Source organism: Phyllobacterium trifolii (assembly GCF_014192095.1).
GTDB lineage: Bacteria > Pseudomonadota > Alphaproteobacteria > Rhizobiales > Rhizobiaceae > Phyllobacterium > Phyllobacterium trifolii.
On sequence record NZ_JACHXN010000002.1, the window covers coordinates 62,210 to 88,592 of the forward strand.

Genomic DNA, 26,383 nt, shown 5'->3' on the forward strand with positions numbered 1-26,383 from the left:
GGCAAGGAGCAGCTAAGATGGCACAGCAGGACAAGATTACCGTCGAAAACATCAACCATCCCGGTCAGTCCCGATCAGTCGACCGGGCTAGGTACGACGCCATGAAAAAGGCTTACCTCAAGGTGCTTCCGGGCAAGTCGCCCGGCCTGACGCTTGCGGAAATCAGCGTGCGTCTATCCCGCGAACTATCCCAGGAACTTTATCCGGACGGTGCAAGGGCAGGCTGGTGGGCCAAGACTGTCCAGCTCGATCTGGAGGCGAAGGGGGTGATCCGACGGGAGAAAACCAGCCCGATACGGTTGTTCAGGGCGTAAGAGCATCGGAGCGCAGAAAACCGCCATCTTCAGCGCTCCGTGGCGGATTTTCGTTTGGGCTCTCAATGGATGGAGATTATCCCGTCCACCGCCCGCCATTCGCGCGGCTCGATCAGGCGCTGGTGAACGATGCGAATTGAATGGAGTGGCCCCTCGAGGTCCTTTTGCCAGAAATCAAGAAAGCCTTTCAATTCCGGGAAGTTCGGCGCAAGATCGTATTCTTGCCAGATGTAAAGCTGAAGAAATTTGGGGTAGTCGGGAAGACGATAATGTATTTCGGCCGTCGTCAGCCCATAGCCCTTCAACTGAAGTTCGAATGCTCTGCCGCTCATGATATCATCCTTATGGAACAACTCATGTATTGCAGTGAATCTTGCCAGATTCTGTATTGCTTTCAAGGGGAAAAAGCCCCACGAACCAAGGAGTGAACGACGATGGCTGCAAAAGAAGTCAAATTCGGCTCTGAGGCTCGCGATCGAATGCTGCACGGCGTCGACATACTCGCCAATGCCGTCAAGGTTACACTGGGCCCCAAGGGCCGCAACGTCGTCATAGAGAAGTCCTATGGCGCGCCACGCATCACCAAGGACGGCGTAACGGTCGCCAAGGAAATCGAACTTGAGGACAAGTTCGAGAATATGGGTGCGCAGATGCTGCGCGAGGTCGCATCGAGAACCAGCGATGTTGCCGGAGATGGCACGACGACGGCGACAGTGCTCGCCCAGGCGATAGTCCGTGAAGGCGCCAAGGCCGAAGCGGCCGGCATGAACCCGATGGATTTGAAGCGCGGTATCGACCTTGCAGTTGCTGCAATTGTCGAGGAACTGAAGCGCAACGCCCGCAAGATCTCGAACAATTCCGAAATCGCCCAGGTCGGCACCATTTCTGCCAATGGTGATACGGAGATCGGACAATATCTGGCCGATGCCATGGGAAAGGTCGGGCATGAAGGCGTCATCACCGTCGAGGAAGCCAAAACGGCCGACACCGAACTCGAAATCGTCGAGGGCATGCAGTTCGACCGGGGTTACCTCTCCCCATACTTCGTCACAAACCAGGAAAAAATGCGCGTTGATTTTGAGGATCCCTATATCCTCATCCACGAAAAAAAGCTCTCTAACCTCCAGGCCATGCTGCCTATCCTCGAAGCGGTCATGCAATCCGGCAGATCACTGCTCATCATCGCCGAAGATATCGAGGGCGAAGCTCTTGCAACCCTCATCGTCAACAAGTTGCGCGGTGGTCTGAAAGTCGCCGCCGTCAAGGCTCCGGGATTTGGTGACCGCCGCAAGGCCATGCTTGAGGATATCGCAATCCTCACCGGAGGAACGGCGATCAGCGAGGATTTGGGGATCAAGCTTGAAGGCGTGACACTTGAAATGTTGGGCAGTACCAAAAAGGTTGTAATCGATAAAGAAACCACGACGATTGTCGGTGGTGCTGGCTCCAAGGTGGCGATCGAAGGGCGCGTCGCCCAGATCAAAGCGCAGATCGAAGACACGACATCCGACTACGACCGCGAGAAACTGCAGGAGCGTTTGGCAAAGCTTGCCGGAGGTGTTGCGGTTATTCGCGTAGGCGGTTCAACGGAAGTCGAGGTCAGGGAGAGGAAGGACCGCGTCGATGACGCGCTGCATGCGACGCGAGCAGCCGTCGAAGAGGGCGTCCTTCCAGGTGGTGGAGTAGCGCTCTTGCGTGCAGCCAAGGCACTTGATGGGCTACAGGCTGCAAATGCCGATCAGCGCGTTGGCATCGAGATCGTACGCCGTGCCACCGAGACACCGGTTCGTCAGATCGCCGAAAATGCGGGTGCTGAGGGATCGATCATCGTTGGCAAGCTCCGCGAGAATGCCAATTTCTCTTTCGGCTGGAATGCCCAGACGGGGGAATACGGCAATCTCTTCGACATGGGCGTCATCGATCCCGTCAAGGTGGTGCGAAGCGCGCTGCAGGGTGCCGCGTCCGTTGCCGGCCTGCTGGTTACGACCGAGGCCATGATTGCTGAACGCCCGAAGAAACAGGCGGCGCCGCTGCCACCAAGCGCAGCAATGGATTACTGAGCTCAAGAAGCCGGTCCCAACAGCCTGCTCTTTGATCGCGCAGAATTAGTATCTGGAGCCTAACGCCGCCGCATAAAAACGCGCCGCGCCGGCAAATGGTCAACAAGGAGGATAGAATGCCAAAATTCGTGATCGAACGCGATATGCCAGGTGTCGGCAAGCTGACACAGCCGGAGCTCAAGGGCGCCTCGCAGACATCCTGCGCAGTGCTCCGCGATCTCGGAACAGATATCCAGTGGATCCATAGCTATGTCACGGATGACAAGATTTATTGTGTATATCAATCTACAAGCGAAGAACTGATCCGCGAGCACGCCAAAAAGGCTGGCTTCCCGGCAAACAAGATCTCGCAGGTACGCAACATTATCGAGCCGGCCACTGCCGAATAAAACGCAACTTCCTGGTTGCACTTTTCGACTGATGTGGCATGATAAGGGCAACCAGGAGGTTGCGCTTATGTCTGATCGTATCGAAAAAAGCATAGACTTGAATGCGCCGGTCGAGCGGGTCTGGCGCGCCCTTACAGATCATATTGAGTTTGGTGAATGGTTCCGCGTCAAGCTCGAAGCCCCGTTCAAGCCCGGCGAAATGGCCAAGGGCCGGATCACCTATCCTGGCTACGAGCATCTCAAATGGGAGGTGACGGTAAAAACAATGGACGAGCCACGGCTCTTCTCCTTTACCTGGCATCCCTATGCGGTGGAGCCCGGCTTCGACTACTCCAAAGAACCACCAACACTGGTCGAATTCAAACTCAAGCCCAAGGGCACAGCCACAAAGCTGACTATCGTCGAATCCGGCTTTGATCGCCTGCCACCACAGCGTCGGCCGGATGCCATGCGCATGAATGAAGGCGGCTGGGCCGAGCAGATCAAGAACATCAAAAAGCATGTTGATTGAAACACCTGGGCGCGATACCGCGTCACTTTTCGCAGCCCTGGGCGACCGCACCCGCCTGTCACTGCTGACCAAGCTCAGCGACGGGCAAACGCGTTCGATCGCCGGGCTGTCAGCTGGCACGGATCTTACCCGTCAGGCCATCACCAAGCATCTGCGCGTTCTCGAAGAGGCGGGGCTGGTCATCAGCAGCAAGGTTGGGCGGGAAAGCCAGTTCGCTTTCCGGCCCGAGCCTATCGATGATATCCGCGCCTATCTAGACAGTGTCTCGCAGCAATGGGGCGATGCCCTTTCGCGTCTTCGGGCTTTCGTGAAAACGTAAGCATTTACTTACATGCCGTTTCGTTTTCACGCTGAACGATGGAGCGATGCAGAATCACACTGATCAACGCGCAAAATCATTAGTATTGACTAATCAATGAGTATCTACTAATGTATTTTTCATGATTGAAGCCACCGCCATCGACGCTGTCCTGCGCACGCTTGCTGATCCTACCCGGAGAGCCATATTCGAGCGTGTCGTCAATTCCGACGAGATTACCGTCGTGGAGTTGACGCGGGGTAGTGGCGTGACACAGGGCGCCATCTCCCAACATCTCAAGTCGCTGAAGCAAGCCGGGTTGGTCGCCGAGCGCCCCGAGGGTCGCAACGTCTATTACCGCGCTCAGCCCGAAGGCCTTGTACCGCTTGCCGACTGGATGAGCCATTATGGCGTCTTCTGGCGCGAACGCTTTGCAAATCTCAAAACGCTCCTGAAGGAGATCGATCCATGAAAGACGCCGCACCGAAGTCCGACACGCAAGACATCATGGTCGACGAGGTCTTGCCGCATGCGCCGGAGACAATCTGGAACGCATTGACAAAAGGCGAACTGATCACGCGCTGGCTTGGTATGCCGACAAGCGGGTTCGAGCCCGTCGTGGGCAAGCGCTTCACATTCAAAACGACGCCGGCCGGCGCGTGGGACGGTTTCATCCAATGCCAGGTTTTGGAGGCAGTGCCGAATGAACGGCTCGTTTATACCTGGCAAGGCGGGCATGAGGGAAATGTCGGCTATGGCTCGCGCTTGGAAACTGTGGTCACGTGGGTTCTTTCCAAGGCAGAAAATGGCACCCGCCTTCGCCTTGTCCATTCAGGCTTCGTGCTGCCGCGCAATGATACTGCTTTCAGGAATATGGGCGCAGGCTGGAAGAAGGTCGTTCCCGGCATTGGCGCCATCGCAGCGGAACACGCCTCGTTGAAAAAGCACAATTGAAGCAACGATCGACTGCATCAGACGTTGGAAAGGCACTCAACTCATAGGAGGTAGCTATGAAGAATCCGGTCGTTTCACGCGATGAGTGGCTTGCAGCCCGGCTTGCGCTGCTCGAGGAGGAGAAGCAGCTGACGCGCCGCAGTGACGAGATCGCGCGGCGAAGGCAGGCTCTGCCATGGGTCAAGATCGACAAGGACTATGAATTCGATACAGACGAAGGCCGTGCGTCGCTCCCAGGTCTCTTCAATGGGCGCTCGCAACTGCTCATCTATCACTTCATGTTCGGGCCCGATTACAAAGCGGGGTGTCCTTCCTGTTCAGCGATCGCCGATGGCTTTGACGGCTCCGTTGTTCACCTCGCCAATCACGATGTAACGCTCATCGCGGTGTCACGGGCGCCGCTTGCCAAGTTGCAGGCGTTCAAACAGCGTATGGGGTGGACTTTCCCCTGGGCATCATCATTCGGCAGCGACTTCAACCCGGACTTCCACGTCACATTCACCGAAGAGCAGCAGCGCAAAGGCACCATCGAATACAACTACGTGCGTGAGGAGCCCGCGCCGGCCGGTGACGACGGCTCTGAAGGGGAGGATATATTCGCAACCATGGCCGGTACAGATACGGCTACGTACGCACGCGAGAGGCCGGGCATAAGTGCATTCGTGCTCGAAGACCGCGTCGTCTATCACACCTATTCCGCCTATGCGCGCGGGGTTGACGGCATCTGGGCAATGTATCAATGGCTCGACCGCGCACCCAAGGGACGAAACGAAAAAGACGACGTCTGGTGGCGCCGCCACGACGAATACAACAACTGAGCAAAGTTCGTGCTTGTGGCGGTAGCGCGGGCACGGCCGATCCCAGAATTCATCAAAGGAGATGGCATGAATGGGGGGTGAGCGGCCAAGCGGCCCGGTGCCTGTATGGTGTTGGGTAAGGCGGATAGGTTTCAGGTTGCATTCGCGTTTTAGGGCTTTTGACCCTGTAAAGGAGATTACCGTCGCCTGCTTCCGAACGACCATCTTGAGGCACGGTGACCGCCGAGGACCTCGTATAGGAGTTTGGCTTGGCCGTTCACACCCTTTGCAGGGTTCCGCCTCACGCCAACCAATGGAGTATAGCAAATGGCGCATGTCGGTGTCGATCTTCATAGCAACAGTTTTACCAGCTGCCGTCTCGATCTGGATGGGACGGAAACATTGGCGACCTATCAGCTTTGTGCGACTGATCTATCCAGCTTCCGCAAAACCCTTTTGGCGGATGATGAAATCGCCGTGGAAGCGACAGGCAACAGCGCCTGGTTCCGCGAGCAGGTCATTGACTCCGTCCAACGCGTTGTTGTGGTCAATGCCAAGCAATTCCAGGTGATCCGCAAATCGGTGAAAAAGACCGACAAGAATGATGCGCGCGCTCTGGCCTTTTTCCTGTCGAAGGACATGTTGCCGGAAACCCGCGTGAAAACTGTTGCTACAAGCGAGCTCGCCTCGTTGACCCATACCCGCGATCTCCTGGTCAAGCAGCGCACACGGCTTCTGAACAAGATCCACGCCCAGTTTACCCGCCACGGCATCAAGATCAAAAAGGAAAGCCTCGGCTCGAAGCGGGCGCTGGAAAAGCTTGAGATCATGCGGTTCTCGAGGCTGGAGCAGTTCGAACTGACCATTCTTCGCGATCAGGCGCAGAGCCTGACAGAAGCACTCGCCAAGATGGACAGGGAGATTGAATCAGCGGCGGCAAAATTGGAAGGCTATGAAGGGTTGAGCTCCATAAAGGGCGTGGGTGCACGCTCTGCAGCTGTGCTTCTGACCTCCATCGGCAATGTCAATGACTTCGACAATGCTGACAAACTGGCGGCCTATCTAGGTATTGTTCCAAGGGTAAGCCAGTCCAATGACACGGACAATCGCGGCAGGATTACCAAACGCGGCGACCGGCTTGCCCGTACCACCTTGGTCCAGTGCACACTGACTGCCATTCGTTATTCCGGCTACCTCAACAGCTATTACCGCCGCATCAAGGACCGGCGCGGATCAGGCAAGGCCATCATTGCAACGGCGCGCAAATTCCTCACCATCATCTTCGATACGCTCAAGAACGGCTGGGTCTTCGAGGACTTTCCAAACTTCAAAATCGCAGGAAAATCAATTGTCTCTGGACAATCATCATAGGAGATCAGAATGAGCGAGGCCTATACGGGCGGATGCGCTTGCGGCGCGATCCGTTATCAAATTTCCGCCGAACCGGTTGTCATGCTCGATTGCCAGTGCCGCCAATGCCAGCATGAAAGCGGTACAGGCCATGCGTCCCATCTGACCTTCCCGCGTGCGGGCGTAAAGGTTGAAGGCGAAGCGACGCTCTGGAACGCGACTGGCGATAACGGAACTGTCAAAACCCGCGCATTCTGTCCTACCTGCGGATCGCCGGTCTACATGACACTTCCAGATATGCCGGACTATTTCGTCGTGCGTGCCGGGAGCCTTGATGATCCTGGCCGATACAAGCCACAGATGGTTTCCTGGGCCGCCGCCGGGCACGCATGGGACCGCCTCGATCCAGCCTTGCCGAAATTCGACAAGATGCCGCCGACGTGACGGCTAGAGCAAGTTTTGTCTAGATTGTTGACCAGCGGCAACAGGCGTATAGTCGCTGCAGGCGGAGGGCGGATCAGTTCGCGGCCTCCGGCGTAAGCCGGGCCGCGTGGGAGGTTTGCCATGACCACTTACGTAATGTTGATCAACTGGACCGAGCTCGGCGTGAAGAACGTACGCGATTCGCCGGCAAGGCTTGATGCAGCCAGAAAGCTGCTCGGCGAGATGGGCGGTTCCTTCAAGGAATTCTATCTCACCATGGGCGAATACGACATGGTTGTGATCGGCGAGGCGTCCGATGATGCCGTCATGGCGCGGTTCGCACTTTCCCTCGGCATGAAAGGCAATGTGCGCACGAAAACCCTGAAGGCCTTCCCCGAAGCAGCCTATCGCGAGATCATCGCTTCGCTCGGCTAGAGCAATTCCAGGAAAAGTGGGAACCGATTTTCCGTCCGGGATTGCGAAGGATGCATGTAAATTATCTGGAGGCGAGACGCGACGACCCGCCTGGCATGCGTGCGACCACGACAAGCTGCGTAACCTCGCCCCGCTTGAAGGCGGCGAGGAAACGGCGATAATCCTTGAAGGACACACAGCCGTTCGAATCCCCGCGCGGTCCGAGCATATAGGTATGCGCCAGAAGTCCGTCGCGCCCGAAGATCTTACCCGGCTCGACAGGGTTGAGCCTGATTGCCTGTACGCCGTGGAAAAGCTTCTCGCGCATTGTGAGATTATAGGTATGCGGCGGTGTGGCGCCGCGCATCCTCTTGTGGACATAGCGTGGATTGTCGAGCATCGGCCCGAGCCCGGAATGCGCTTCAAGGCGCTCGCCATTCGGCATGTAGACGGTTTTCGCCTCGATACTGTAGATGGCCGTGCGGTTGCGTGAAGCAAAAAGCGGCGCAGGCCTGTAGCTCGGCGCATTGTCCTGAATGGCATTGTCCTGCGGCGCATAGGCCAACATTTGCGGGGCGGCTCGCTTCAAGGCCTTCGTCGAAGGCAAGAGCACATCGTCTGCCGGCCGGCGCGGCCTTATCCCCGGAAGTGGCACCGCAGCGATATCATCCTCCGCGGCCGGTTCCTCCTCGGCGAGTACGAGGCTGAATGGCCCTTGCGGCGAGGTTCCGACCGGCGGCGGCGCGTCCTGCAAGGCAGCCACCGCAATCGCAGGCGCCGGGGCGGAAGGCGCAGCAACAGGCGGCTCTGCGTCAAAAGCGGTGTATGTCTGGATCGAGGCGACTTGCATCGTATCGATGCCGGAAGCGCGGGCACCAAAGGCATCTTCGGCCAAGGGCCCGGCTCGCACCACATCAAAACGCGCGCCGAAAGATTCGGCGGCCAACGGATGATGCACGGCGGCTACCACCTTGGGCTTTGGCTGCGCGATGACGCTGATCTCTCCGGTCGGTAAAATCACCGAGCCTTCGTCCATCGTGCTGACCTGCCAAGCCGTGTGTTTCAGCTCCGGCACGCGTGGAAACTTCGAGGTTTTGGGTAAAGTGTCCAAAGAACTGACGAGCGCGATCGAAGGCGCCGAAAACGCCCGCTCTGCCCGATTGAAGGCGCCGCTACTTGCGGCATGGGAGCCGAAAGCGCCTTGCATGGTTGCCACCGCGGCGAGCGCGCCGAGAGAAGCCACGGCACTGACGCCCGCAAGCAAGCCAGCGGACAGCAAACGGCGGCCACGAAAACGGCCCCTCTCGCCAGAAGACGCAAAGCCCCTGGCGGATCTGACTGCAAACCCCATGATACACGCAACCCACGCTTGGACACCAACGCGTCAGCCTGCGCAAAACCCTATTCCCGTGGCAAAACTGAGGCCACAAGACGTAAAATCTGGCTCACGCCGTCATGCTGACTTTATGGACAATGAAGAATGTTGGTTACCAACCCGTTTATGCAGCGACGAATGTTTGAATGAATTTTGGCCAGGAGAGCAGAGGGAGCAGCCCACCACTCCCTCGTGGTGGGCACCCCCATTCAAGCCTCGACTTCGACGACGAGTTCAATCTCGATCGGCAGGCCAAGCGGCAGGCTTGCAACGCCGAGCACGACGCGGCCGGAGAGCTTATCCTCTCCGAAGACCTCGAGCAGCAGCTCGGACGCTCCATCCGCGACTTTCGGATGGTCTCTGAAATCACCCTCGGTGGCGATGTAGACGCCAAGGTTTGCGACGGCCTTTACCTTGTCCAGTGAGCCAAGATGTTCTCGCACGGCCGACAGTGCGCTGAGCGTCGCCACTTCCGCGGCCTTGCGGCCGTCCTCGGCGGTGAGTTCACCCCCAACGCGTCCGATGAACTGGGGCTTGCGGTCGATGACAGGCAACATCCCGCTAAAGAAGACGAGGTTGCCGATCGTCACTGCTTCCACGTAAGCGCCAAACGGGGTTGGTGGTGGCGGAAGCGTGATGCGCAGTTCCTGCAGCCGCTGTTCTGCACCGGCTGCCGATGCTTTCACGAGGTCTACCATTTGCCCAGATGTGCGCCGCCATCAACGTGCAGCACCTCCCCGGTTATGTGCGGAGCTTCCGTCAGGAAGACGATCGCATCGACGATTTCCTTAACGGTGGAGATGCTCGCCATCGGCGACAGAGTCCGCAGGAAGTCCTTCGGATTGTCCTTGTGCAAAGGCGTGTCGACCACACCGGGGGCGACAGTGTTAACCCGGATACCATCGCTTGCATATTCCATTGCGATGTTCTTGGAGATCGCGTCGATCCCGCCCTTGGTCATCATGGGGACCGAGGCGGAAAGGCCGGCAATCGGATGATCGATCAATGGCGTCGTGATGCTGACGATGCTGCCGCCGGAGTTCTGCGCCAGCATCTGCTTTACGGCCCGCTGGGTCAGGTGGATGAAGCCTTCGAGATTGGTCGAGGACAGCTTCCTGAAATCGTCCATCGTATAGTCGATGAACGGCTTGGTGTAGAAGATGCCGGCATTGTTGACGAGGGCATCGATCGAGCCGAACCGGCTGATTGCGGTCTCTGCAACGCGCCTTGCTGTTTCGGGATCACCAATATCGCCATCGACGACAGCAATCTGATCAGAAGCCCGGAAGGCATCTGACGACGTTACCTGGCGGGACGTCGCGACGACATTGTAGCCGCGCTCGGCAAAAGCCGTGACTATGCCTGCTCCGATACCCTGGGAAGCGCCCGTGACGATAACAGTTTTAGGTGTTGGCATTTTAATCTCCATCGGTTGCTAGCGCAGCAATTGCGCTTGTTGCCGATGAATATGGCTGAGACCCTATTGCGCGATTAGATGGAAATATCTGGAATCTATTTTCCAATTATGCAAAAATCTTGTCATGACGGATTTGAACGATATCGCGGTTTTCGTGAAGGTTGCGCAGTTCGAGAGCTTCAGCCGCGCAGCCCGCTCGCTCGGGATGCCGGTATCGACCGTCAGCCGCAAGGTCTCTGCGCTCGAGGACCAGCTCGGGGTCACCTTGATCCAGCGCACGACCCGCAAACTGACGCTGACGCTACAAGGCCGTGCCTACTACAGTCAGTGCAGCGAACCTCTCAGCCACTTGTTCGATGCCGAGCAGGTTCTGACCCAAACACAGAAGCAGCCGGAAGGCCTGCTCAAAATCTCGGTGCCTGTGCTCATGGGGCAGGAACCATTTTATGCGTTTCTCTCCGCTTTCCTGAAAAGACACCCGCGCATAGAGGTCGATCTATTCATCACAAACCTCTTCGTCGATCTGATCGCGGAGAATGTCGACGTCGGCATTCGCTTCGGAGAGTTGCGCGATTCAACAATCGTCACGCAAAGGATCGGCAAGAGCGTCCGCTATGTCGTCGCGGCACCGGACTATCTCGAAGGCCGTACGGCTCCGGAAAAACCAGAGAATTTGAAGGACCACCAGTGCATCCTGCTCAACGGGCGCAACAATGAGGCGGAATGGCATCTGGTCAACGGACGCAAATCGCTCAAGCAGCATGTGTCAGGGCCGCTGTCGAGCAGGGATTTTCAGTCGGTCGCCGCGTTCACTTATCGTGGCCACGGGATCGGCCTTTTGCCGTCGACCTATTGCGACGAACAGATCAAACGCGGCGAACTCATCCGCCTGCTGCCGGACTGGTCATCGCCGGAGATCTTCGTGCATGCGGTCTATCCGACCCGCCGGTATCTGCCCGCAAAACTGCTGGTCTTCCTCGATGAACTGAAGGCGTGGAAGAGTCCGCTATGGATTCCATTGCGCTGACAGCCATGTAGTTTGGCCAGTAGCATACATCGAACTACTTAGAGAGACCGACCGCCGCAAAGTAAAAATACCGACATCAGGGCCCAAAGCTTGCCGTTTTGCACTATCTCGGCTACTTTTGACAATTGCTGCAAGTTAGTCGGGGACGGCTGTCAGCCGGGTTTCACATGTCACATAATCTTATGGTCAATGGCAATGACTATGCCGTCGATGTGGATGACGACATTCCGCTTCTATGGGTTCTTCGCGACACCATAGGTCTTACAGGCACGAAATTCGGCTGTGGCATTGCCATGTGCGGTGCCTGCACTGTGCATGTGGATGGCATGCCGGTGCGGTCGTGCATCATGCCGGTCGCAGAGGCGGTGGGCAAACCTGTCACCACGATCGAGGCGATTGGCGATACTGCCGAAGGCGCGCGAATACAGAAGGCCTGGCTCGAAATCGATGTCGTCCAGTGCGGTTACTGTCAGTCCGGACAGATTATGTCCGCGACTGCCCTCCTTGCTGCCAATCCATCGCCGACCGACGACGATATCGATGCGGTCATGGCGGGAAACATCTGTCGATGCGGTACCTATCCGCGCATTCGGGCGGCCATCAAACAGGCGGCGAAGGCGGGGTGATGCGATGTCCATTCACGACAAAGTCAACGTTTCCGTTTCACGCCGCCACTTTCTGATCGGCACATCGCTAACAGGAGCCGGCCTCGTTTTCGGATTGCGGCCGTCGATTTCTTCGGCTGCCGCAGCCGGTTTTGAACCAAACCCCTTCATTCGCATTCCTGCCGATGGCAAGATCGTCCTCATCATGCCAGCCGCGGAGATGGGGCAAGGCATCTATACGTCGATCGCGATGCTGCTCGCCGAAGAACTGGAAGTCCCCCTCGACCAGGTAGTGCTGGAGCATGCACCCGCCGATCCTGCCCGTTACGCAAACCCTTTGCTGGGCGACCAGATCACCGGCGGTTCACTCTCCATTCGTGGCGTTTACGAGCAGATGCGCAAGGCCGGTGCCAGCGCCCGTATGGTGCTGATCAACACCGCAGCGCGTGGCTGGGACGTTGCGCCGGATACGTGCACAGCCGAGGCCGGGGAGGTCGTTCACGCCGCAAGCGGACGCACCGCGGCCTATGGCAGCCTTATTCGAGCCGCTGCTGCCGAGACCGTTCCACAGGACGTGCCACTGAAGCCGTCATCCAGCTTCAAGGTTATCGGCCAGGCCATCCGGCGCCTTGATAGCCCGCAGAAAGTGAACGGTACTGCAAAATTCGGCATCGACGCCCGTCCGGAAGGCGTGTCCTACGCCGCAATCGCGATTTGTCCGCACTTCGGCGGTAAACTGCGCAGCGTCGATGACAAGCCGGCAATGGCGGTTAAAGGCGTCAAGCAGGTGGTCCGCATCGAAGACGCGGTTGCGGTCGTGGCCGATAATACCGGTGCCGCCCGCAAGGGGCTTGCGGCGCTTTCCATCGAATGGGATCCGGGTCCGAGCGGCGATCTCACCTCGGCCGAGCTTGAGAAGCGCGTGGAGGATGCGACGAACGGCGGCAAGGCCCTGCCCCATATAAATGAAGGCGATGTCGCCAAGGCTGAAGCCGAACACGGGCCCGTTCATGAATTCGTCTACCGCATGCCGATCCTCACGCATTCGGCAATGGAGCCGATGAACTGCACGCTTCACGTTCGCAAGGACAGCTGCGACGTGTGGACCGGCACCCAGGTTGCGGGGCGTGCGCGGCAGGCGGTAGCCGACGTCACAGGCCTGCCTTTGGACAAGGTGGTGGTTCACAACCAGCTTCTCGGTGGCGGTTTCGGCCGCAGGCTCGACGTCGACGGCGTCATTCTGGCGGCGAAGATCGCGAAACAGGTTGATGGCCCGGTGAAGATCACCTGGAGCCGCGAGGAGGACATCCGCCACGACTGTTATCGCTATCTGAACTACAGCAAGGTCAGCGCGACGCTCGGCCCGGACGGCATGCCCGTCTCGTGGCGTCACCGCGTGATCGGTCCAGCCGTCATGGCGCGCTGGCTGCCGGCCTTTACCAAAGATGGTATCGACCTTGACATCATGGGCGGTGCAGAATCGTCCTACGCGATCCCGAACAAATTTACCGAGTTCGTGCGCCATGAGGCGCCCGACGGAATGTTGACCGGTAACTGGCGCGGCGTCGGCGCTACGCGCAACATCTTTCCGATCGAAGGCAGCATCGACGAACTGGCTACCGCCGCGAAAATCGATCCGCTCGAGTACCGCAAGCGCCTGCTGCAACATAAGCCGCGCCTGCTGGGTGCTCTTGATCTGGCCGCTGAGAAGGCGGGCTGGTCAAATGCCCTGTCTCAAGGCAAAGGCCGGGGCATCGCCCTTTCGGAGGATTTCGGCAGCTTTGCCGCAATGATCTCTGAAGTCAGCATTGGGGACGACGGAAAACCCAAGGTCGAGCGCATCGTCTGTGCAGTCGACTGTGGTCAGGTCGTCAATCCGGACACGGTGGACGCCCAGATATTGAGCGGCATCGTCTATGGCCTCAGTGCTGCACTCTACGGACGCCTGACCGTTCAAAACGGAGCCGTTGTCGAGAGCAACTTCGACGACTCCCCCGTGTTGCGCATCCATGAGACGCCGAGGATCGAGGTATACATCATCCCTAGTTCGGAGGCGCCAGGCGGCATAGGCGAGGTCGGAACGCCCGGTGTTGCTCCGTCGCTGTTCAACGCGATCTTTGCGGCGACCGGCAAGCGGCTGCGGTCGCTGCCGATCGACCAGCACGAATTCCAGAGGGTGTGATCATGGCCATGCGTTTTGCCGCCATTGCGATTGCATCCGTTCTCGCTACAGCCGGAACATATGTCGTCATGGGACCCTTGCAGGTCAACGCCGAGACATCAGCCAGCGGCGCGCTCAAGGCCGTCTCCGATTTCGATACGATAACGGACACCAGCGCACGCTCGAAGGCCATCTTCGAAGAGGCAAGCCGCGTCCTGACGCATCCGCGCTGCATCAACTGCCATCCGGCAACCCGCAGCCCGACGCAAGGGGAAGACAAGCATCCGCACGTGCCGTTGATGATCGCCAGCAACAGCTCGGTCGGCCCGCTGGGTCTTGCCTGCAGCGCCTGCCATGGCGCGGAGAACCGTTCGATCGTCGGAAGCCGCATGAAATCCATCCCGGGCAACGCACACTGGCAATTGGCCCCGGCGAGCATGGCCTGGCAAGGACTGACGGTCAGCGAAATATGCCAGCAGGTGAAGGACACGAGCCGCAACGGCAATCGCTCGCACGAGGATCTCATAAAACATATGGGCGAGGATCACCTCGTCGGCTGGGCTTGGCATCCGGGCGATGGACGAACCGCCCCGCCCGGATCGCAGGAGACATTTGCCGCGTTGATCGCCGCCTGGGTCAAGACCGGTGCCGACTGCCCCGATTGATCAACCGGGCCCGGCCAGACACCCAACAAAACTGTGATTTTGCCGAAATGGAATTAGCGGTTACGCTGCCAGCGCATCACAAAAAGCTCAGGAGTTAGACGATGAAGACAATCCTCGTACTTGCCGCTGCTTTCGGTCTTACCGTATCGGCCGCCTCGGCCGATTGTGCGGGCCATACTGCCTCCGTTGACAAGGACATGACGACAGCCAGTGTCTCGAAAGACCAGACACCCATTCCGGCTGAGAACCAATCAGTCAAACAGGAAAAGCCCCAGCAGGAAGCCGAATAGCTCGGGTTTTCGGGGAATGTGAACTATCGGGCGCGATCGGTGAGCTGATGCTTACCTCGCAAGTAAAGGTGAGCGTGCACCTGATGATGGACGCTCAAGATGCTTGAGCGGCACCCGCCCCGCGCGTCAATCGACGTGGTCCCAGTGGCGTCACAGGCGGTATCGCCGCCTCTCCGTCATCCTTTTCTCTTCGTCATCCTTTCCCTCTCCGTCATCCTCGGGCTTGACCCGAGGACCCACGGCTGAACTGCGAGGGCATCTCCATTCCGGCATTTGATGCCTGCTCCGTCATTGAGCAAGGATTTAACTGGAATGCTTGGTTGCCCCGAAACAACTGTGCTTCCTTTGCCATGGGTCCTCGGGTCAAGCCCGAGGATGACGGAAAGGTGGGTAGAGACTTCAGGGAGCAAACCCACACCCCTCGTGGTGAGCTTTCCTGAGCTTGTCGAAGGCCAACCACGCGACAGCTATTTCGCGGCCCTGAGTTCCGAAGCGCTTTTCAGGACCCTCCCGCCATCGTCCTGCTCGATCATATAGGCGGGCTCGTCTTTGGAAGCCTTGCGCGTCACCTCGACACCCTTGATCCTCCGCGTCACCGATTTGGTGAACTCCTCGACGACCTTGCCAGCGCCAACGCCCTCGGCCCAGTTCCATTCAACACGCGCGCCGTTGTGGAAATGTGTCATGGGTGGGTGTTCCCTGTTGGTGGTGATTGAGAGCGGAATGATTGGCAGCGAGAGAGTGTTCCGAAAGAAGCATACTTCGTCTGAAGCCTAACCACCTCTCAGTCGTCCTCGGGCCTGACCCGAGGATCACGGAATGACGGACTTCAGGGAGTGCACCACCTCCCTCATGGTGAGCTTGTCGAACCACGCACAGCTATTTTTGCCATTTGGCACAACTAACCCTCCGCGTTCAAGAGATGGTGCATCGCTTGAACGGTAAGAGCGGCGGTCAAAGAAATTGCGGTGATGTAAAGAATGAGGAGAAAGGCCCACACAATACCAATCTGCGCCGGAGGCCAAATTTTGTCTGTATCACCAGTAAAATCCAAGAGTAAAAGTTCACAGCTATGGTTTGGATTCCTATTCAAATAGTCGCTTGCTACGGGCAGATAGTCCCAGCCTATTGCCATTCGACCATCCGAATAAGGACAACTCCACTCCGCTCTAACGAAAAAATATGCCAGCAAAACTACAATTGTTAAACCCGTATAAAGATAAAAAGTACTTGGTCGAGCTGGTGCTTTGACAGCCAACATTGCGCTGAGCATCATCGAAGCAACTATACTGATTATAAAGGGGCCTAGTCTAGAAACGTCCCCAGCTTCCCGCCAAAGCGTTGGTGGAGAAGCCACGATTGGTCCAACAATCGCAAAAATGAAGGCTGCGAAAGCTGAAAGCAGCGCCCACTTTGATTTTAGGCGCGAGATCAGCAGCTCGAGCTTCATTGAGTAATCAAGCAGGTGATCGATTGATCCTGCGCACCCTTGAGACCAATGTTGACTTCCTGTCGCTCTATAACTTTTCCATTCAAAATAGCCACCATTTCATATCGTCCGGGAGGGAGCGATCCTTCGCTTGGGCTGGTCGGATTGTTGAATCGGTATATAGGATCTTGGCCTGAAAGATATTTGGGACTGAACCCAATAAAATAGCCGTGTACTTCCTGCTGATTTCTCATTGTTTTGACGACAACAGACACTTCGCTGTACGCTATAGCCGATGCGGTGGGGACTGCACGAATATATCCCGCTTTCACCGCCAAATCGTCTTTTACATCATAAACTATCTTCGCGTAACCTGCGTTTGTTTGCACTGCTGCCTCATCGAGCAACTTTCTATTGTAGTTCATTATTTCTTTATACTTATCTGTGGGAGAGCCGACCTTCCCAAAACTGTATTCTATAAAGGACCAATCTTCCGAAATTTCTCCCAGCGCTTTATTAACATCAGGCACATCCGATTTCTGCTTGAGAGCCCTTAAGCTGTCCGTTGGCACCGCCAACCCCCAATTATCTTGCGCTTTTACAATCTCGATCGGAAGCAACAAAAACATTGCCGTTAGTACAAAAGACTTCCAAATTGACATGAACAGTCCCCCCACTAATCAGAATACATTGCTGCTGGTTTGAGTTCTAGTGGTTTATCACCGATGCCATCACACCCACAGTCATCAAAGCAAGCCGCTCCTCCCTTCACTCCCCTTGAACCTAACCCTCAAAATTACTCATCCCTTCGTCGTCTTGCCAATTCCTCCACTGATCCTTACATAAATCGCTGGAGGACGGCCTCCACGCTTCCCAAGCGTTTCCAGACAAAATCCGGGACGGCCCGATCGAACATTAAAGGATGGTCGTCATGGCCTGGATTATTCTCATTCTCGCCGGTCTCTTCGAAATCGGCTGGGCCATCGGGCTCAAATATTCCGATGGTTTTACCAAACTCACCCCGTCTGTTCTCACCGCCGGCAGCATGGTCATCAGCGTCGTTCTGCTTGGCCTTGCCTTGCGCGATCTGCCCGTCGGCAGCGCCTATGCGGTGTGGACCGGCATCGGCACGGTCGGCACGGCGCTGCTCGGCATGTATATCTTCGGCGAACCGGCAACGGTTGTGCGCCTCGTCTGCATCGGCCTGATCGTTGCGGGTATCGGCGGGCTGAAATTTCTTGCCTAGCACCACTTATCTCCCCCCTTGTGGGGGGCCGAAGGCGGGCGAGACCCGTGGCTCGCCCCGGTAGCGATTTCAGCATCTTAGCTTCTTTAGCTAAGTGCTAGAAATCGCAAGAGAGGGGATTTGCAATAATTATACTACCCCCTCACTTGGCTTTTCTAAGGATTTAGCAAAGAGGCTAAATCCAAGAAAATCCTTTCTCTCCCACAAGGGGAGAGATAAAACAGCGTCATGACCGAACAGCAGATCACGCCCCTCACCTCTTCCGAAATCGAGCGCTATGCCCGCCATATCATCCTTGGCGAGGTGGGCGGGCCCGGCCAGCAAAAGCTGAAGCGCGCCCGCGTGCTTGTCGTTGGCGCCGGCGGGCTCGGCGCGCCGGTGCTGCAATATCTGGCGGCTTCGGGTGTCGGCACGCTCGGCATTATCGATGACGACCGCGTGTCGCTGTCGAATTTGCAGCGGCAGATCATCCATTCCACCGAGCTTGTTGGCGCACCCAAGGTGGAGAGCGCGGCGCGCGCCATCGCCGCGATCAACCCGCATGTGACTGTCGAGGCGCATGAGCTGCGCATCGCGCCGGACAATGTGGCGGATCTTGTCAGCCGCTATCACATCGTCGTCGATGGCTCGGATAATTTCGATACGCGCTATATGCTGGCGGATACTTGCCTTGAACAAAAGCGGCCGCTGGTTTCGGCGGCGCTCGGGCGCTTCGACGGGTCGGTGACGACGCTGATGCCCTACGCGGCGAATGCGGCGGGCGAGGCGAACCCATCCTACCGCGATCTCTTCCCCAATCCGCCGCCGCCAGGGCTTTTGCCCGCCTGCGCCGAGGCCGGTGTGCTCGGCGTCCTGCCCGGCGTCATCGGCACCCTGCAGGCGACCGAGGTGATCAAGCTCATCACCGGCATCGGCGAACCGCTCATCGGGCGGCTGCTGCTCTATGATGCGCTGACCTCGCGCTTCGAGACCATCAAGTACAAAGCACGCAAGGCCTGAGCGATGGCGCTCGCGCTTTCCGCCGAACAACAGGCGATTGCCAATGGCGCGCGCGGGGAAGGTGCCGCGATGGCGATGCGCATCGTCGCTGCCACCGCTCGGCTGATGGGTGCGCCATCCCTCATCCCGATCGCCTCGGCGCATATCGACGGCGCGCTCTATCACGGCGATAGCGGCACGCTGTTTGCGGAAAAGCTGGCCCTCGGCGGCGCCAAGGTTGCCGTGCGCGCAACGCTCAATGTCGGCTCGCTCGATCTTACCGGCTGCTCGAAGAACCGCCTGCCACCCCATGAACGCGGCATGGCGCGGCGCATGATGGATGCCTATCGCACCCTCGGCTGCGAGCCAAGCTGGACCTGCGCGCCCTATCAGGCCGGGCACCGTCCGGCGCTCGGCAGTGACGTCGCCTGGGGCGAGAGCAATGCGGTGGTGTTCTGCAATTCGGTGCTCGGCGCACGCACCAACCGCTATGGCGATTTTCTCGATATCGCCTGCGCCATATCCGGCTTTGCGCCCTATTACGGCCTGCACCGGCCGGAAAACCGCCGCGCCACGGTGGTGTTTGATGTGTCCGGGCTGGATCCGGCATTCCTCGGCTCGGAGGTCGCCTGGCCGATCCTCGGCAGTCTTTACGGCCGCGAGGTTGGCGATGCGATCGGCGTCGTTGCAGGCATAGCCGCCCACCCCGGCGAAGATGCACTGAAGGCATTCGGCGCGGCTTCCGCTTCGGCCGGCGCTGTCGGCCTGTTCCATGTCGCCGGCGTCACCCCGGAAGCGCCGGACCTTGCAACCGCCCTGCATCACCAGCCGCCACAAGCTGTGATCAAAGTGACGGCCGAAATGATCGCGGATTCGCGCCGCCGCCTCTCCACGGCGCTTGACATGGACCGTATCGACGCCGTCGCCATTGGTAGCCCGCATCTGTCAATCGCGGAGTTCGACCGGCTGGAAGCGTTGATCGGCAAGCGTAAGCTCAAGGTTACGCTCTACGCCTGCACCGGGCGCCATGCGCTTGCCTCGCTGGAGTCAAGTGGCCGCAGGGTCGCCCTGGAAGCAGCCGGCGTCGTCATCGTCGCCGACACCTGCGTCGTGGTCACGCCCATCCTGCCGGATATCGCAGGTGCGGTACTGATGACCAATTCCGGCAAGTTCGCGCATTATGCGCCGGGCAATACCGGCTATGGCGTCATCTATGGTTCCATGGCCGAATGCGTGGAAAGCGCGGTGCTCGGCCGCCCGGTATTTGAGGCCGCAGCATGAAGGCGGAAGTCCTCGTCGCGGGTCAACCTGCCGAGGCGCCTGCCCTTGTGCTCACCGCCCCGATCAGTTTCTGGGGCGGCGTCAATCCGAAGACCGGCATGATTGCAGATGTGCGCCATCCGCAGCATGGCGTTTCGATCAGCGGCAAGGTGCTGTGCCTGCCCGGCACCATCGGCTCGTCCTCGGCTGCCGCCGTGCTGCTCGAGCTGGTCAGCGCAGGCCTCGCACCGGCCGCGCTCATCCTGCATGAACCCGACGCGATCCTGCTACTCGGTCTCATCGTTGCGCAGGAGATGGGCCACGCAACGCCGATGGCGCTGAGATTGGCTCGCGGAAAATTTGCGGGATTTGCTGGTAACAAGCTGGCAATTGGCAGCGACGGTTCAATTACACCGAGCTAGGTGCTTCGAGACCGTATGAGAATTCAGCCTGACGAGTCCAGCTGGTGTGGTTTTTCGAGAACCGGAGCGCAGCGGACTTATTCGTCCGTGAGCACCGGAAGCGCAGAAAACCGCATCAGATTGCCGTCAGGGTGGATTGTCACCGGTCTCGGGGTAGGACCCGGTCGGGCGGGCGATGCCCATCGATGAAGGCGCGGATGTTGATGATCACCTTTTCGCCCATGTCGATGCGACCTTCGAGCGTTGCCGAACCCATATGCGGCAGGATCACAACCTTGCCTTGCCTTGCAAGCTTGCGGAGCTTGGAGTTGACCGCGGGCTCGTGCTCGAACACGTCCAGCGCCGCGCCCGAAAGTTTGCCGTGTTCCAGCTGCTCGATCAGCGCATGCTCATCGATGATCTGACCGCGCGCGGTGTTGACGACAAACGCCGTCGGCTGCATTAGCGCGATGCGCCGGGCGGAGAGGAGATGGAAAGTCGCGGGTGTCGAAGGACAATTGACCGAAATGATGTCCATACGGGCAAGCATCTGATCGAGGCTCTCCCAATAGGTCGCCTCAAGTTCGTCTTCGGTCTTGGGGCTCACCGGCTTGCGGTTGTGATAGTGGATCGAAAGGCCAAACGCCTTGGCGCGGCGGGCTACAGCGGTGCCGATCCGGCCCATGCCGACAATGCCGAGGCGCTTGCCCCAGATGCGGCGGCCGAGCATCCACGTGGGTCCCCAACCTTCCCATTTGCCATCGTCGAGCAGGATCGATGCCCCCTCGACCAGACGCCGCGGAACGGCCAGCATCAAGGCCATGGTCATGTCCGCCGTGTCTTCGGTCAGGACATTGGGTGTGTTGGTAACGGTAATGCCGTGTTTGGCGGCGGCCACGACATCGATATTGTCGGTGCCGTTGCCGAAATTGGCGATGAGCTTGAGATTGGGGCCGGCGGCGCTGATAATCTCTTCGGTGATATGGTCGGTAATGGTCGGCACAAGAACGTTGGCGTGGCTGACAGCCTCGATCAGTTCCGCTCTCGTCAGCCGCCGGTCATCGACGTTAAGCCGCGCCTCGAAGAGTTCGCGCATGCGCGTCTCGACGGAATCCGGCAGTTTGCGGGTAATGACGACCAGAGGCTTTTTGCTCACCAATATTCCCCTCCCAATTCGCGACGCATTGAGACCTCTTTAACCAAGTCATTGCAAACTGCAATTGCTCGTGGCGTTCTGCACCTGTCTATCAAGGCGGCGTACAGAAGACAAAGAAAAATAGGGATCGTTCTCCATTCGGCCGCAATTTGGCGGTTGCAAACCCGGGACGATGAAGGACTGACTTGTTGAATATTCGAAATTTTCGCCTTTTTGCTTTTGCGGCTGCGATCGTTCTGGCAATTCCACTCGGTATGCCGGCGCTGGCGCGAGCGGCCGCTGCGGCGCAGATAGGCCCGAGCGGCCTGCCGCTGCCACGTTTCGTCAGCCTGAAGCCGGGGCGCGTCAATTTGCGCGTCGGGCCCGGCCGCGATTACGCCGTGACCTGGCTGTTTCTTAAATCCGGCCTCCCGGTCGAGATCGTGCAGGAATATGACAATTGGCGGCGCATTCGGGATTCGGAGGGCACGGAGGGCTGGGTCTATCAGTCGCTGCTGTCTGGCAAACGCACAGCAATGACCGCGCCTTGGCAGCGCGACAAGGATGGCGTGATGCTGAACGTCTATCGCAGTGCCGACGATAAGGCGAGCGTTGTCGCCAAAGTGCAGCCCGGCGTTCTGGGAAGCCTCAAGACCTGCAACGGGAATTTTTGCCGTGTCGTATTCAGCGGCGCCAGCGGCTGGATGCGTCAGTCGGACATCTGGGGCGCCTATCCGGACGAGAAGTTCGACGACTAGACCTCGGGAAGCGGCGGCACAACGTCGCCATTGGCTCATTTCGCCTCACAGTTCCCCTTTGCGGACCGAGGGTCAAATTTCGGCCCGACTCTTTCGCTAGCAGCCCTTTGGACCTGCCGTCATGTAATCACCACAACCGATTGCTAGTGGTGCGGTTGCATATGCGAGCAGACGATTCGAGCACTGGGCCCACCCCTGAAGGAGAACGTAATGGCTAGAATGCATGCTATTGTCGGGCGTGCCCGCCGTGTGATTGACGAATCCCTTTTGAGCAACACGGCGCGATCGGTCCGGCGGGACCGACTTACATACCTGTCGCCACGGAAGCTGAGGCGCCTTGAAGGCGCGTTGAGTGAGATCCAGAAGCGGCGGGTGCCCGGCGATGTGGCGGAGTTCGGCGTTGCCCTCGGCGGAAGCGCGATCGTCCTCGCCACGACGGCGACAAGCCAGGGGCGGAGCTTCCATGGCTTCGACGTTTTCGGCATGATCCCTCCTCCCACTTCGGAAAAGGACGACGTGAAATCGAAGGACCGCTACGAGAAGATCGCGAGCGGAAAGTCTTCGGGGCTCGGCGGCGACGAATATTACGGATATCGCGACAATCTCTATGACGATGTCTGCCGGTCTTTTACGAAGTATGGCCTCGATGTCGACAGCTCGAACGTTGATTTGCACAAGGGGCTGTTCGAAAACACAATGCCGAACGCCAAAATGGAACGTATGGCCTTCGCCCATATCGATTGCGACTGGTACGATCCGGTCATGTATTGCCTGAACAAGGTCGCTGACCGGCTGAGCCAGAATGGCGTCATTTTGATCGATGACTACCACGACTACGGTGGATGCCGGACCGCAACAGATGAATTCCTGCGCCAGCGCGGGGATTTCACTTTTGATGACGGAGAAAACGTCATCCTTCGCCGGACGGGCATGATCGCCTGACCATCCAATTCAGCCGGGACAGAATATTGCGTCGCACCAAAATTGTTGCAACGCGTCAAAATTTACCTATGCTGCCCGGTAGAATATTTCCCGAAATTGGGAGTTTCGACAAGCCCATGAGCGCCGTCACCGCATCAAAATCGTTTCGCCCTGACATTGAAGGGCTGCGTGCCCTGGCAGTTTCTGGAGTGATTGCCTTCCACTTCGGCTATACTGGCCTGCCCGGCGGCTTTGTCGGCGTAGACATCTTCTTTGTCATATCCGGCTATCTCATTACCCAGCATCTTCAGCAGGAAATCGCCAAGCACGGCACGGTCAATCTTTGGACGTTCTACGCGCGGCGGGCACGCCGTCTGCTTCCAGCCTCGCTGTTCGTCATTCTCGTTACCCTCGTGGCCGGATATTTTATCCTCGCGCCGTCCGAGCAGCAGCTTTATTCCAAGGGAGCACTGTTCGCTTCGACGTATATAATCAACCTGTGGCTCATCCGTTGGTCTCTAGACTATTTCGCTGTCGACGCCACGAACAACCCGTTCATTCATTTCTGGTCGCTATCGGTCGAGGAACAGTTCTACCTTGCCTGGCCTGCACTTCTCCTGCTGTTCACCCGGATACGCCCGGGTAAACATGGTGTGTTTCTGCTGATGGCAGCCGTTGCCGCCATTTCGTTTGCGCTTTGCGCGTGGCTAACCGTTGTTTCCCAGCCCTGGGCGTTCTATTTTTCACCTCTCCGGGCTTGGGAATTTGCGATCGGAGGCCTTGCCTCCATGGCGTTGTTGAACAATTGGGCCAAGCGATTTTGCTATGCGCCGGCAATGGGTTGGATTGGCCTTGCATTGGTCATTGCAGCCTATTTGCGCGTGTCCGAGCAGGATCCCTTTCCTGGCTTTATTGCACTGGTCCCTGCCCTGGGAACTGTAATGGTGCTGCTTGGCGGCGTGCATCAAAGCGCCTACGGTCCAAAGGCCCTTCTCGCGGTCAAGCCCGCTCAGTGGGTGGGAAAGCTGTCGTATTCACTCTACCTTTGGCATTGGCCGGTCATTGTTTATGCGGCGATGCTGGTACCTGATCTGACCAGCGTACAACGTATCCTGCTCATGCTGCTGACCCTTGCATTGTCGATTTTCAGCTATCGTTTCGTTGAAAATCCGATACGCAGGAATGCATGGCTTATGGCCAGCACGCGCCGTTCCCTCGCCTTCGCCGCGCTGCTGACGATGACGGGCGTGGCGGTCGGCTACGCAAGTTCGACGTTTGCAAAGCACAATATCACGTCGCAGCAACGTATGATTGCCGAGACAGCTGAACGCCCGTCCACGGTGCGCGCAACGGATGAAAGCTGCGTGCTCGATCTCGAGACGGTCAAGCCGAAGCCTTGCATATTCGGGTCGCAATCTTCCAGTCAAACGATCGTGCTTTTCGGTGACTCACATGCCGATCACTGGTCGACGCCTCTTATCGATATTGCCAAGAAAGACGATATCCGCCTCGTCACATACCTCAAATCATCATGCCGGGCGACGCGGGTCACCACATGGTCCATCAAACTCAAACGTGATTACACCGAGTGCGATGAGTGGAGAGATTTGGCGATCAAGGAAATGATCGCAATGAAGCCTCAACTCGTCATCATCTCGCAGCTTTCGATAAGTCATCTCAATGAGGAGATCAGTGACCCATCCGAACTGTCGCCGCTCAGGCGACAATGGGCTGACGGGATAAAGTCAACGATACAGCCGCTTGTCGACGCAGGCATCAAGGTCGTTTTCCTGCGCGATGTCCCAACGCACAAAGCGTATCTGGACAAATGTGTGGCGCGCGCGCTCTGGCAAGGCAGAGACCCGTCGATTTGCGATACGCCACGCGCTGCGGCCCTCAATGAGGGTGATGCAAAAATTGAAAAAGGCATCGTGAGCAGCATCCAGAATGCATCATATGTCGATATGACATCATTTTTCTGCAGCGACACGCTGTGCCATGCCACGATCGATGGAAAGTTGATGTTCCGGGATCGTCACCACATTGCCACCGCCTACGCCGAATCCTTGGCGGGGCCACTCGAACGCGCAATCTTGAAACCGGCGATAGCAGGTGCTGTGAAATCTCAGCCTGCCAGTGAGAAAAACCTGTAAATAGAATAGCTTGCTGTGGGCGCCATGATTTCCGCTGGCGCCCGCAGCTTTACTGCCCGCCCCAAAATAGCCAATTACCTCTACGAATGATGCATCTCGTGCCGCCTGCCCGGAGAGATTGCATTTGAACGCGTTTATTCGTTATAAGCCATTGTTTTCAGCGTCATATTTATCGAAAACCAGGATGACACATCCAGCTTGGACACCACACTCGCTTATACGTATCGTAATAGCTGGCTAAGGGTCAGGACCTAATGAGCGGGGAACCAGTATTGAAGACACTTCTTGGGTTGTTGAGGTCCGATAGGCCTGCGCCGCGGAACGCAAGACGCCGTCTTTCAATCGATATCTCAGAGATGGCCGTTTACACGATCGGCGATGTGCACGGTTGCTACGATCAGCTGCTTGAACTGGAAAGCATGATCACCGAAGACGCTGCTGGGTTGCCGGGCAAAAAGCTCATCATCATGCTGGGAGACTATGTCGATCGCGGGCCAGCCTCCGCCCAGGTTATCGAGCACCTGCTCCACAAGCCGCATGCCGATTTCCAGCGCATATGCCTGACCGGCAATCACGATATCGCCATGCTCGATTATCTGGAAAAACGGCTGTCTCTATCGGGCTGGTGGCACATGGGAGCTAACTCGACATTGCTTTCCTACGGCATTGATGTGGAGCGTCTGAGAATGATCCACCGTACGCCGCAAATGCTGGATGACACCATCCGCGCTTCAATTCCCCACCGGCATAAACAGTTTCTGCGATCCTTGCCAATCATGATCAACGCCGGAAGTTTCCTGTTTGCACACGCCGGTATAAGGCCCACCCTTTCGCTGAAGGATCAGAAAGATGACGACCTTGTTTCTATCCGCAGCGAATTCTTTGAAAACGCCCATCTGCTCCGGCAGTGGGTCGTTCACGGCCACACGCCGATAGAAACCCCCCGCCAGGAAGGCAGGCGGTTTAACCTCGATACCGGGGCATTCTCGACAGGCAAACTGAGTGCGTTGCGGCTCTGGCAGAAGAAGGGCCGCGTGTTCACGACGTAAGGG

The 26,383-nt window shown here is 57.7% G+C and carries 32 protein-coding genes; 24 read left to right on the top strand and 8 right to left on the bottom strand.

What is annotated here, in order from left to right; translation table 11 throughout:
• The first annotated feature begins 17 nt into the window (after window positions 1-17).
• Window positions 18-314 (top strand): DUF6958 family protein, encoded by a 297-nt coding sequence (locus FHS21_RS03255; RefSeq protein ID WP_112526474.1) that lies wholly within the window; start codon window positions 18-20, stop codon window positions 312-314.
• Between the two features lie 62 nt (window positions 315-376).
• Here the strand turns inward: FHS21_RS03255 and FHS21_RS03260 are convergent, their stop codons facing one another.
• Window positions 377-646: an usg protein gene (locus tag FHS21_RS03260; protein WP_112526476.1), complete on the bottom strand. Its 270-nt coding sequence runs from the start codon at window positions 644-646 to the stop codon at window positions 377-379.
• 102 nt (window positions 647-748) lie between these two features.
• On the opposite strand from FHS21_RS03260, the gene groL reads away from it, so the two are divergent.
• The 10 genes from groL (at window position 749) to FHS21_RS03310 (ending at window position 7,531) form a co-directional block, all read left to right on the top strand.
• On the top strand, window positions 749-2,374 hold the full coding sequence (gene groL, locus FHS21_RS03265) for a chaperonin GroEL (RefSeq protein ID WP_112526478.1): 1,626 nt from the start codon (window positions 749-751) through the stop codon (window positions 2,372-2,374).
• Window positions 2,375-2,490: 116 nt separating this feature from the next.
• Entirely contained in the window at window positions 2,491-2,763 is a 273-nt protein-coding gene (locus FHS21_RS03270) for a DUF4242 domain-containing protein (RefSeq protein WP_112526480.1), read from the top strand.
• 67 nt (window positions 2,764-2,830) lie between these two features.
• On the top strand, window positions 2,831-3,274 hold the full coding sequence (locus tag FHS21_RS03275; protein ID WP_112526820.1) for an SRPBCC family protein: 444 nt from the start codon (window positions 2,831-2,833) through the stop codon (window positions 3,272-3,274).
• Entirely contained in the window at window positions 3,264-3,593 is a 330-nt protein-coding gene (locus FHS21_RS03280; protein WP_183660973.1) for an ArsR/SmtB family transcription factor, read from the top strand. The genes FHS21_RS03275 and FHS21_RS03280 overlap by 11 nt, the downstream gene beginning before the upstream one ends.
• Window positions 3,594-3,714: 121 nt before the next feature.
• Window positions 3,715-4,044, top strand: coding sequence for an ArsR/SmtB family transcription factor (locus FHS21_RS03285; protein ID WP_112526482.1), 330 nt, complete (start codon window positions 3,715-3,717; stop codon window positions 4,042-4,044).
• On the top strand, window positions 4,041-4,526 hold the full coding sequence (locus FHS21_RS03290; RefSeq protein ID WP_112526484.1) for an SRPBCC family protein: 486 nt from the start codon (window positions 4,041-4,043) through the stop codon (window positions 4,524-4,526). The genes FHS21_RS03285 and FHS21_RS03290 overlap by 4 nt, the downstream gene beginning before the upstream one ends.
• A 56-nt stretch (window positions 4,527-4,582) precedes the next feature.
• Window positions 4,583-5,344, top strand: a complete 762-nt coding sequence (locus FHS21_RS03295; RefSeq protein ID WP_183660975.1) for a DUF899 domain-containing protein — start codon at window positions 4,583-4,585, stop codon at window positions 5,342-5,344.
• A 306-nt stretch (window positions 5,345-5,650) separates the two neighbouring features.
• Window positions 5,651-6,694, top strand: coding sequence for an IS110 family RNA-guided transposase (locus tag FHS21_RS03300; RefSeq protein ID WP_112526488.1), 1,044 nt, complete (start codon window positions 5,651-5,653; stop codon window positions 6,692-6,694).
• A 9-nt stretch (window positions 6,695-6,703) separates the two neighbouring features.
• Window positions 6,704-7,117 carry a GFA family protein gene (locus FHS21_RS03305; RefSeq protein WP_112526490.1) on the top strand — a complete coding sequence of 138 codons (414 nt, stop codon included), beginning with the start codon at window positions 6,704-6,706 and terminating at the stop codon, window positions 7,115-7,117.
• A gap of 120 nt (window positions 7,118-7,237) precedes the next feature.
• Window positions 7,238-7,531 carry a GYD domain-containing protein gene (locus FHS21_RS03310; RefSeq protein WP_112526492.1) on the top strand — a complete coding sequence of 98 codons (294 nt, stop codon included), beginning with the start codon at window positions 7,238-7,240 and terminating at the stop codon, window positions 7,529-7,531.
• 61 nt (window positions 7,532-7,592) lie between these two features.
• On the opposite strand, the gene FHS21_RS03315 is transcribed toward FHS21_RS03310, so the two are convergent.
• From FHS21_RS03315 to FHS21_RS03325, 3 genes are all read right to left on the bottom strand, one after another.
• Window positions 7,593-8,861, bottom strand: coding sequence for a DUF2778 domain-containing protein (locus tag FHS21_RS03315; protein WP_246410795.1), 1,269 nt, complete (start codon window positions 8,859-8,861; stop codon window positions 7,593-7,595).
• Window positions 8,862-9,094: 233 nt separating this feature from the next.
• On the bottom strand, window positions 9,095-9,583 hold the full coding sequence (locus FHS21_RS03320; protein ID WP_112526496.1) for a RidA family protein: 489 nt from the start codon (window positions 9,581-9,583) through the stop codon (window positions 9,095-9,097).
• The gene (locus FHS21_RS03325) at window positions 9,577-10,302 is read right to left on the bottom strand and encodes an SDR family NAD(P)-dependent oxidoreductase (RefSeq protein ID WP_112526498.1); all 726 of its coding nucleotides are present in this window, start codon (window positions 10,300-10,302) and stop codon (window positions 9,577-9,579) included. The genes FHS21_RS03320 and FHS21_RS03325 overlap by 7 nt, the downstream gene beginning before the upstream one ends.
• 124 nt (window positions 10,303-10,426) lie before the next feature.
• Here FHS21_RS03325 and FHS21_RS03330 point away from each other — a divergent pair, with 124 nt between their 5' ends.
• From FHS21_RS03330 to FHS21_RS03350, 5 genes are all read left to right on the top strand, one after another.
• A complete protein-coding gene (locus tag FHS21_RS03330) occupies window positions 10,427-11,329 on the top strand; it encodes a LysR family transcriptional regulator (RefSeq protein WP_112551063.1) in 903 nt (300 codons plus the stop codon).
• A gap of 167 nt (window positions 11,330-11,496) precedes the next feature.
• Window positions 11,497-11,955: a (2Fe-2S)-binding protein gene (locus FHS21_RS03335; RefSeq protein ID WP_112526502.1), complete on the top strand. Its 459-nt coding sequence runs from the start codon at window positions 11,497-11,499 to the stop codon at window positions 11,953-11,955.
• A gap of 4 nt (window positions 11,956-11,959) precedes the next feature.
• Window positions 11,960-14,116, top strand: a complete 2,157-nt coding sequence (locus FHS21_RS03340; protein ID WP_112526504.1) for a xanthine dehydrogenase family protein molybdopterin-binding subunit — start codon at window positions 11,960-11,962, stop codon at window positions 14,114-14,116.
• 2 nt (window positions 14,117-14,118) lie between these two features.
• The gene (locus FHS21_RS03345; protein ID WP_112526506.1) at window positions 14,119-14,760 is read left to right on the top strand and encodes an Isoquinoline 1-oxidoreductase subunit; all 642 of its coding nucleotides are present in this window, start codon (window positions 14,119-14,121) and stop codon (window positions 14,758-14,760) included.
• 101 nt (window positions 14,761-14,861) lie between these two features.
• Window positions 14,862-15,050 (top strand): hypothetical protein, encoded by a 189-nt coding sequence (locus FHS21_RS03350; protein ID WP_112526508.1) that lies wholly within the window; start codon window positions 14,862-14,864, stop codon window positions 15,048-15,050.
• A 467-nt stretch (window positions 15,051-15,517) separates the two neighbouring features.
• Here FHS21_RS03350 and FHS21_RS03355 read toward each other — a convergent pair whose 3' ends face one another.
• The 3 genes from FHS21_RS03355 to FHS21_RS03365 form a co-directional block, all read right to left on the bottom strand.
• The gene (locus tag FHS21_RS03355; RefSeq protein ID WP_112526510.1) at window positions 15,518-15,736 is read right to left on the bottom strand and encodes a hypervirulence associated TUDOR domain-containing protein; all 219 of its coding nucleotides are present in this window, start codon (window positions 15,734-15,736) and stop codon (window positions 15,518-15,520) included.
• Between the two features lie 215 nt (window positions 15,737-15,951).
• On the bottom strand, window positions 15,952-16,500 hold the full coding sequence (locus FHS21_RS03360; protein WP_112526512.1) for a hypothetical protein: 549 nt from the start codon (window positions 16,498-16,500) through the stop codon (window positions 15,952-15,954).
• Entirely contained in the window at window positions 16,497-17,141 is a 645-nt protein-coding gene (locus FHS21_RS03365; protein WP_158482210.1) for a hypothetical protein, read from the bottom strand. The genes FHS21_RS03360 and FHS21_RS03365 overlap by 4 nt, the downstream gene beginning before the upstream one ends.
• Window positions 17,142-17,410: 269 nt before the next feature.
• On the opposite strand from FHS21_RS03365, the gene sugE reads away from it, so the two are divergent.
• The 4 genes from sugE to FHS21_RS03385 all read left to right on the top strand — a co-directional run bounded on the left by sugE (window position 17,411) and on the right by FHS21_RS03385 (window position 20,385).
• Entirely contained in the window at window positions 17,411-17,725 is a 315-nt protein-coding gene (gene sugE / locus FHS21_RS03370) for a quaternary ammonium compound efflux SMR transporter SugE (RefSeq protein WP_112526822.1), read from the top strand.
• Between the two features lie 228 nt (window positions 17,726-17,953).
• A complete protein-coding gene (locus FHS21_RS03375; protein WP_112526516.1) occupies window positions 17,954-18,724 on the top strand; it encodes a molybdopterin-synthase adenylyltransferase MoeB in 771 nt (256 codons plus the stop codon).
• A gap of 3 nt (window positions 18,725-18,727) precedes the next feature.
• Entirely contained in the window at window positions 18,728-19,984 is a 1,257-nt protein-coding gene (locus tag FHS21_RS03380; RefSeq protein ID WP_183660977.1) for an aconitase X, read from the top strand.
• Entirely contained in the window at window positions 19,981-20,385 is a 405-nt protein-coding gene (locus FHS21_RS03385; protein ID WP_112526520.1) for an aconitase X swivel domain-containing protein, read from the top strand. The genes FHS21_RS03380 and FHS21_RS03385 overlap by 4 nt, the downstream gene beginning before the upstream one ends.
• Before the next feature lie 139 nt (window positions 20,386-20,524).
• Here FHS21_RS03385 and FHS21_RS03390 read toward each other — a convergent pair whose 3' ends face one another.
• Window positions 20,525-21,526, bottom strand: coding sequence for a 2-hydroxyacid dehydrogenase (locus FHS21_RS03390; protein WP_112551065.1), 1,002 nt, complete (start codon window positions 21,524-21,526; stop codon window positions 20,525-20,527).
• Between the two features lie 248 nt (window positions 21,527-21,774).
• On the opposite strand from FHS21_RS03390, the gene FHS21_RS03395 reads away from it, so the two are divergent.
• From FHS21_RS03395 to FHS21_RS03410, 4 genes are all read left to right on the top strand, one after another.
• Window positions 21,775-22,257, top strand: coding sequence for an SH3 domain-containing protein (locus FHS21_RS03395; protein WP_112526824.1), 483 nt, complete (start codon window positions 21,775-21,777; stop codon window positions 22,255-22,257).
• Between the two features lie 210 nt (window positions 22,258-22,467).
• On the top strand, window positions 22,468-23,199 hold the full coding sequence (locus FHS21_RS03400; protein ID WP_112526524.1) for a TylF/MycF/NovP-related O-methyltransferase: 732 nt from the start codon (window positions 22,468-22,470) through the stop codon (window positions 23,197-23,199).
• A 116-nt stretch (window positions 23,200-23,315) separates the two neighbouring features.
• A complete protein-coding gene (locus FHS21_RS03405) occupies window positions 23,316-25,331 on the top strand; it encodes an acyltransferase family protein (protein WP_183660979.1) in 2,016 nt (671 codons plus the stop codon).
• A 356-nt stretch (window positions 25,332-25,687) separates the two neighbouring features.
• Complete coding sequence (locus FHS21_RS03410) at window positions 25,688-26,380, top strand: metallophosphoesterase (protein WP_246410798.1); 693 nt, start codon at window positions 25,688-25,690, stop codon at window positions 26,378-26,380.
• Window positions 26,381-26,383: the final 3 nt, after the last annotated feature.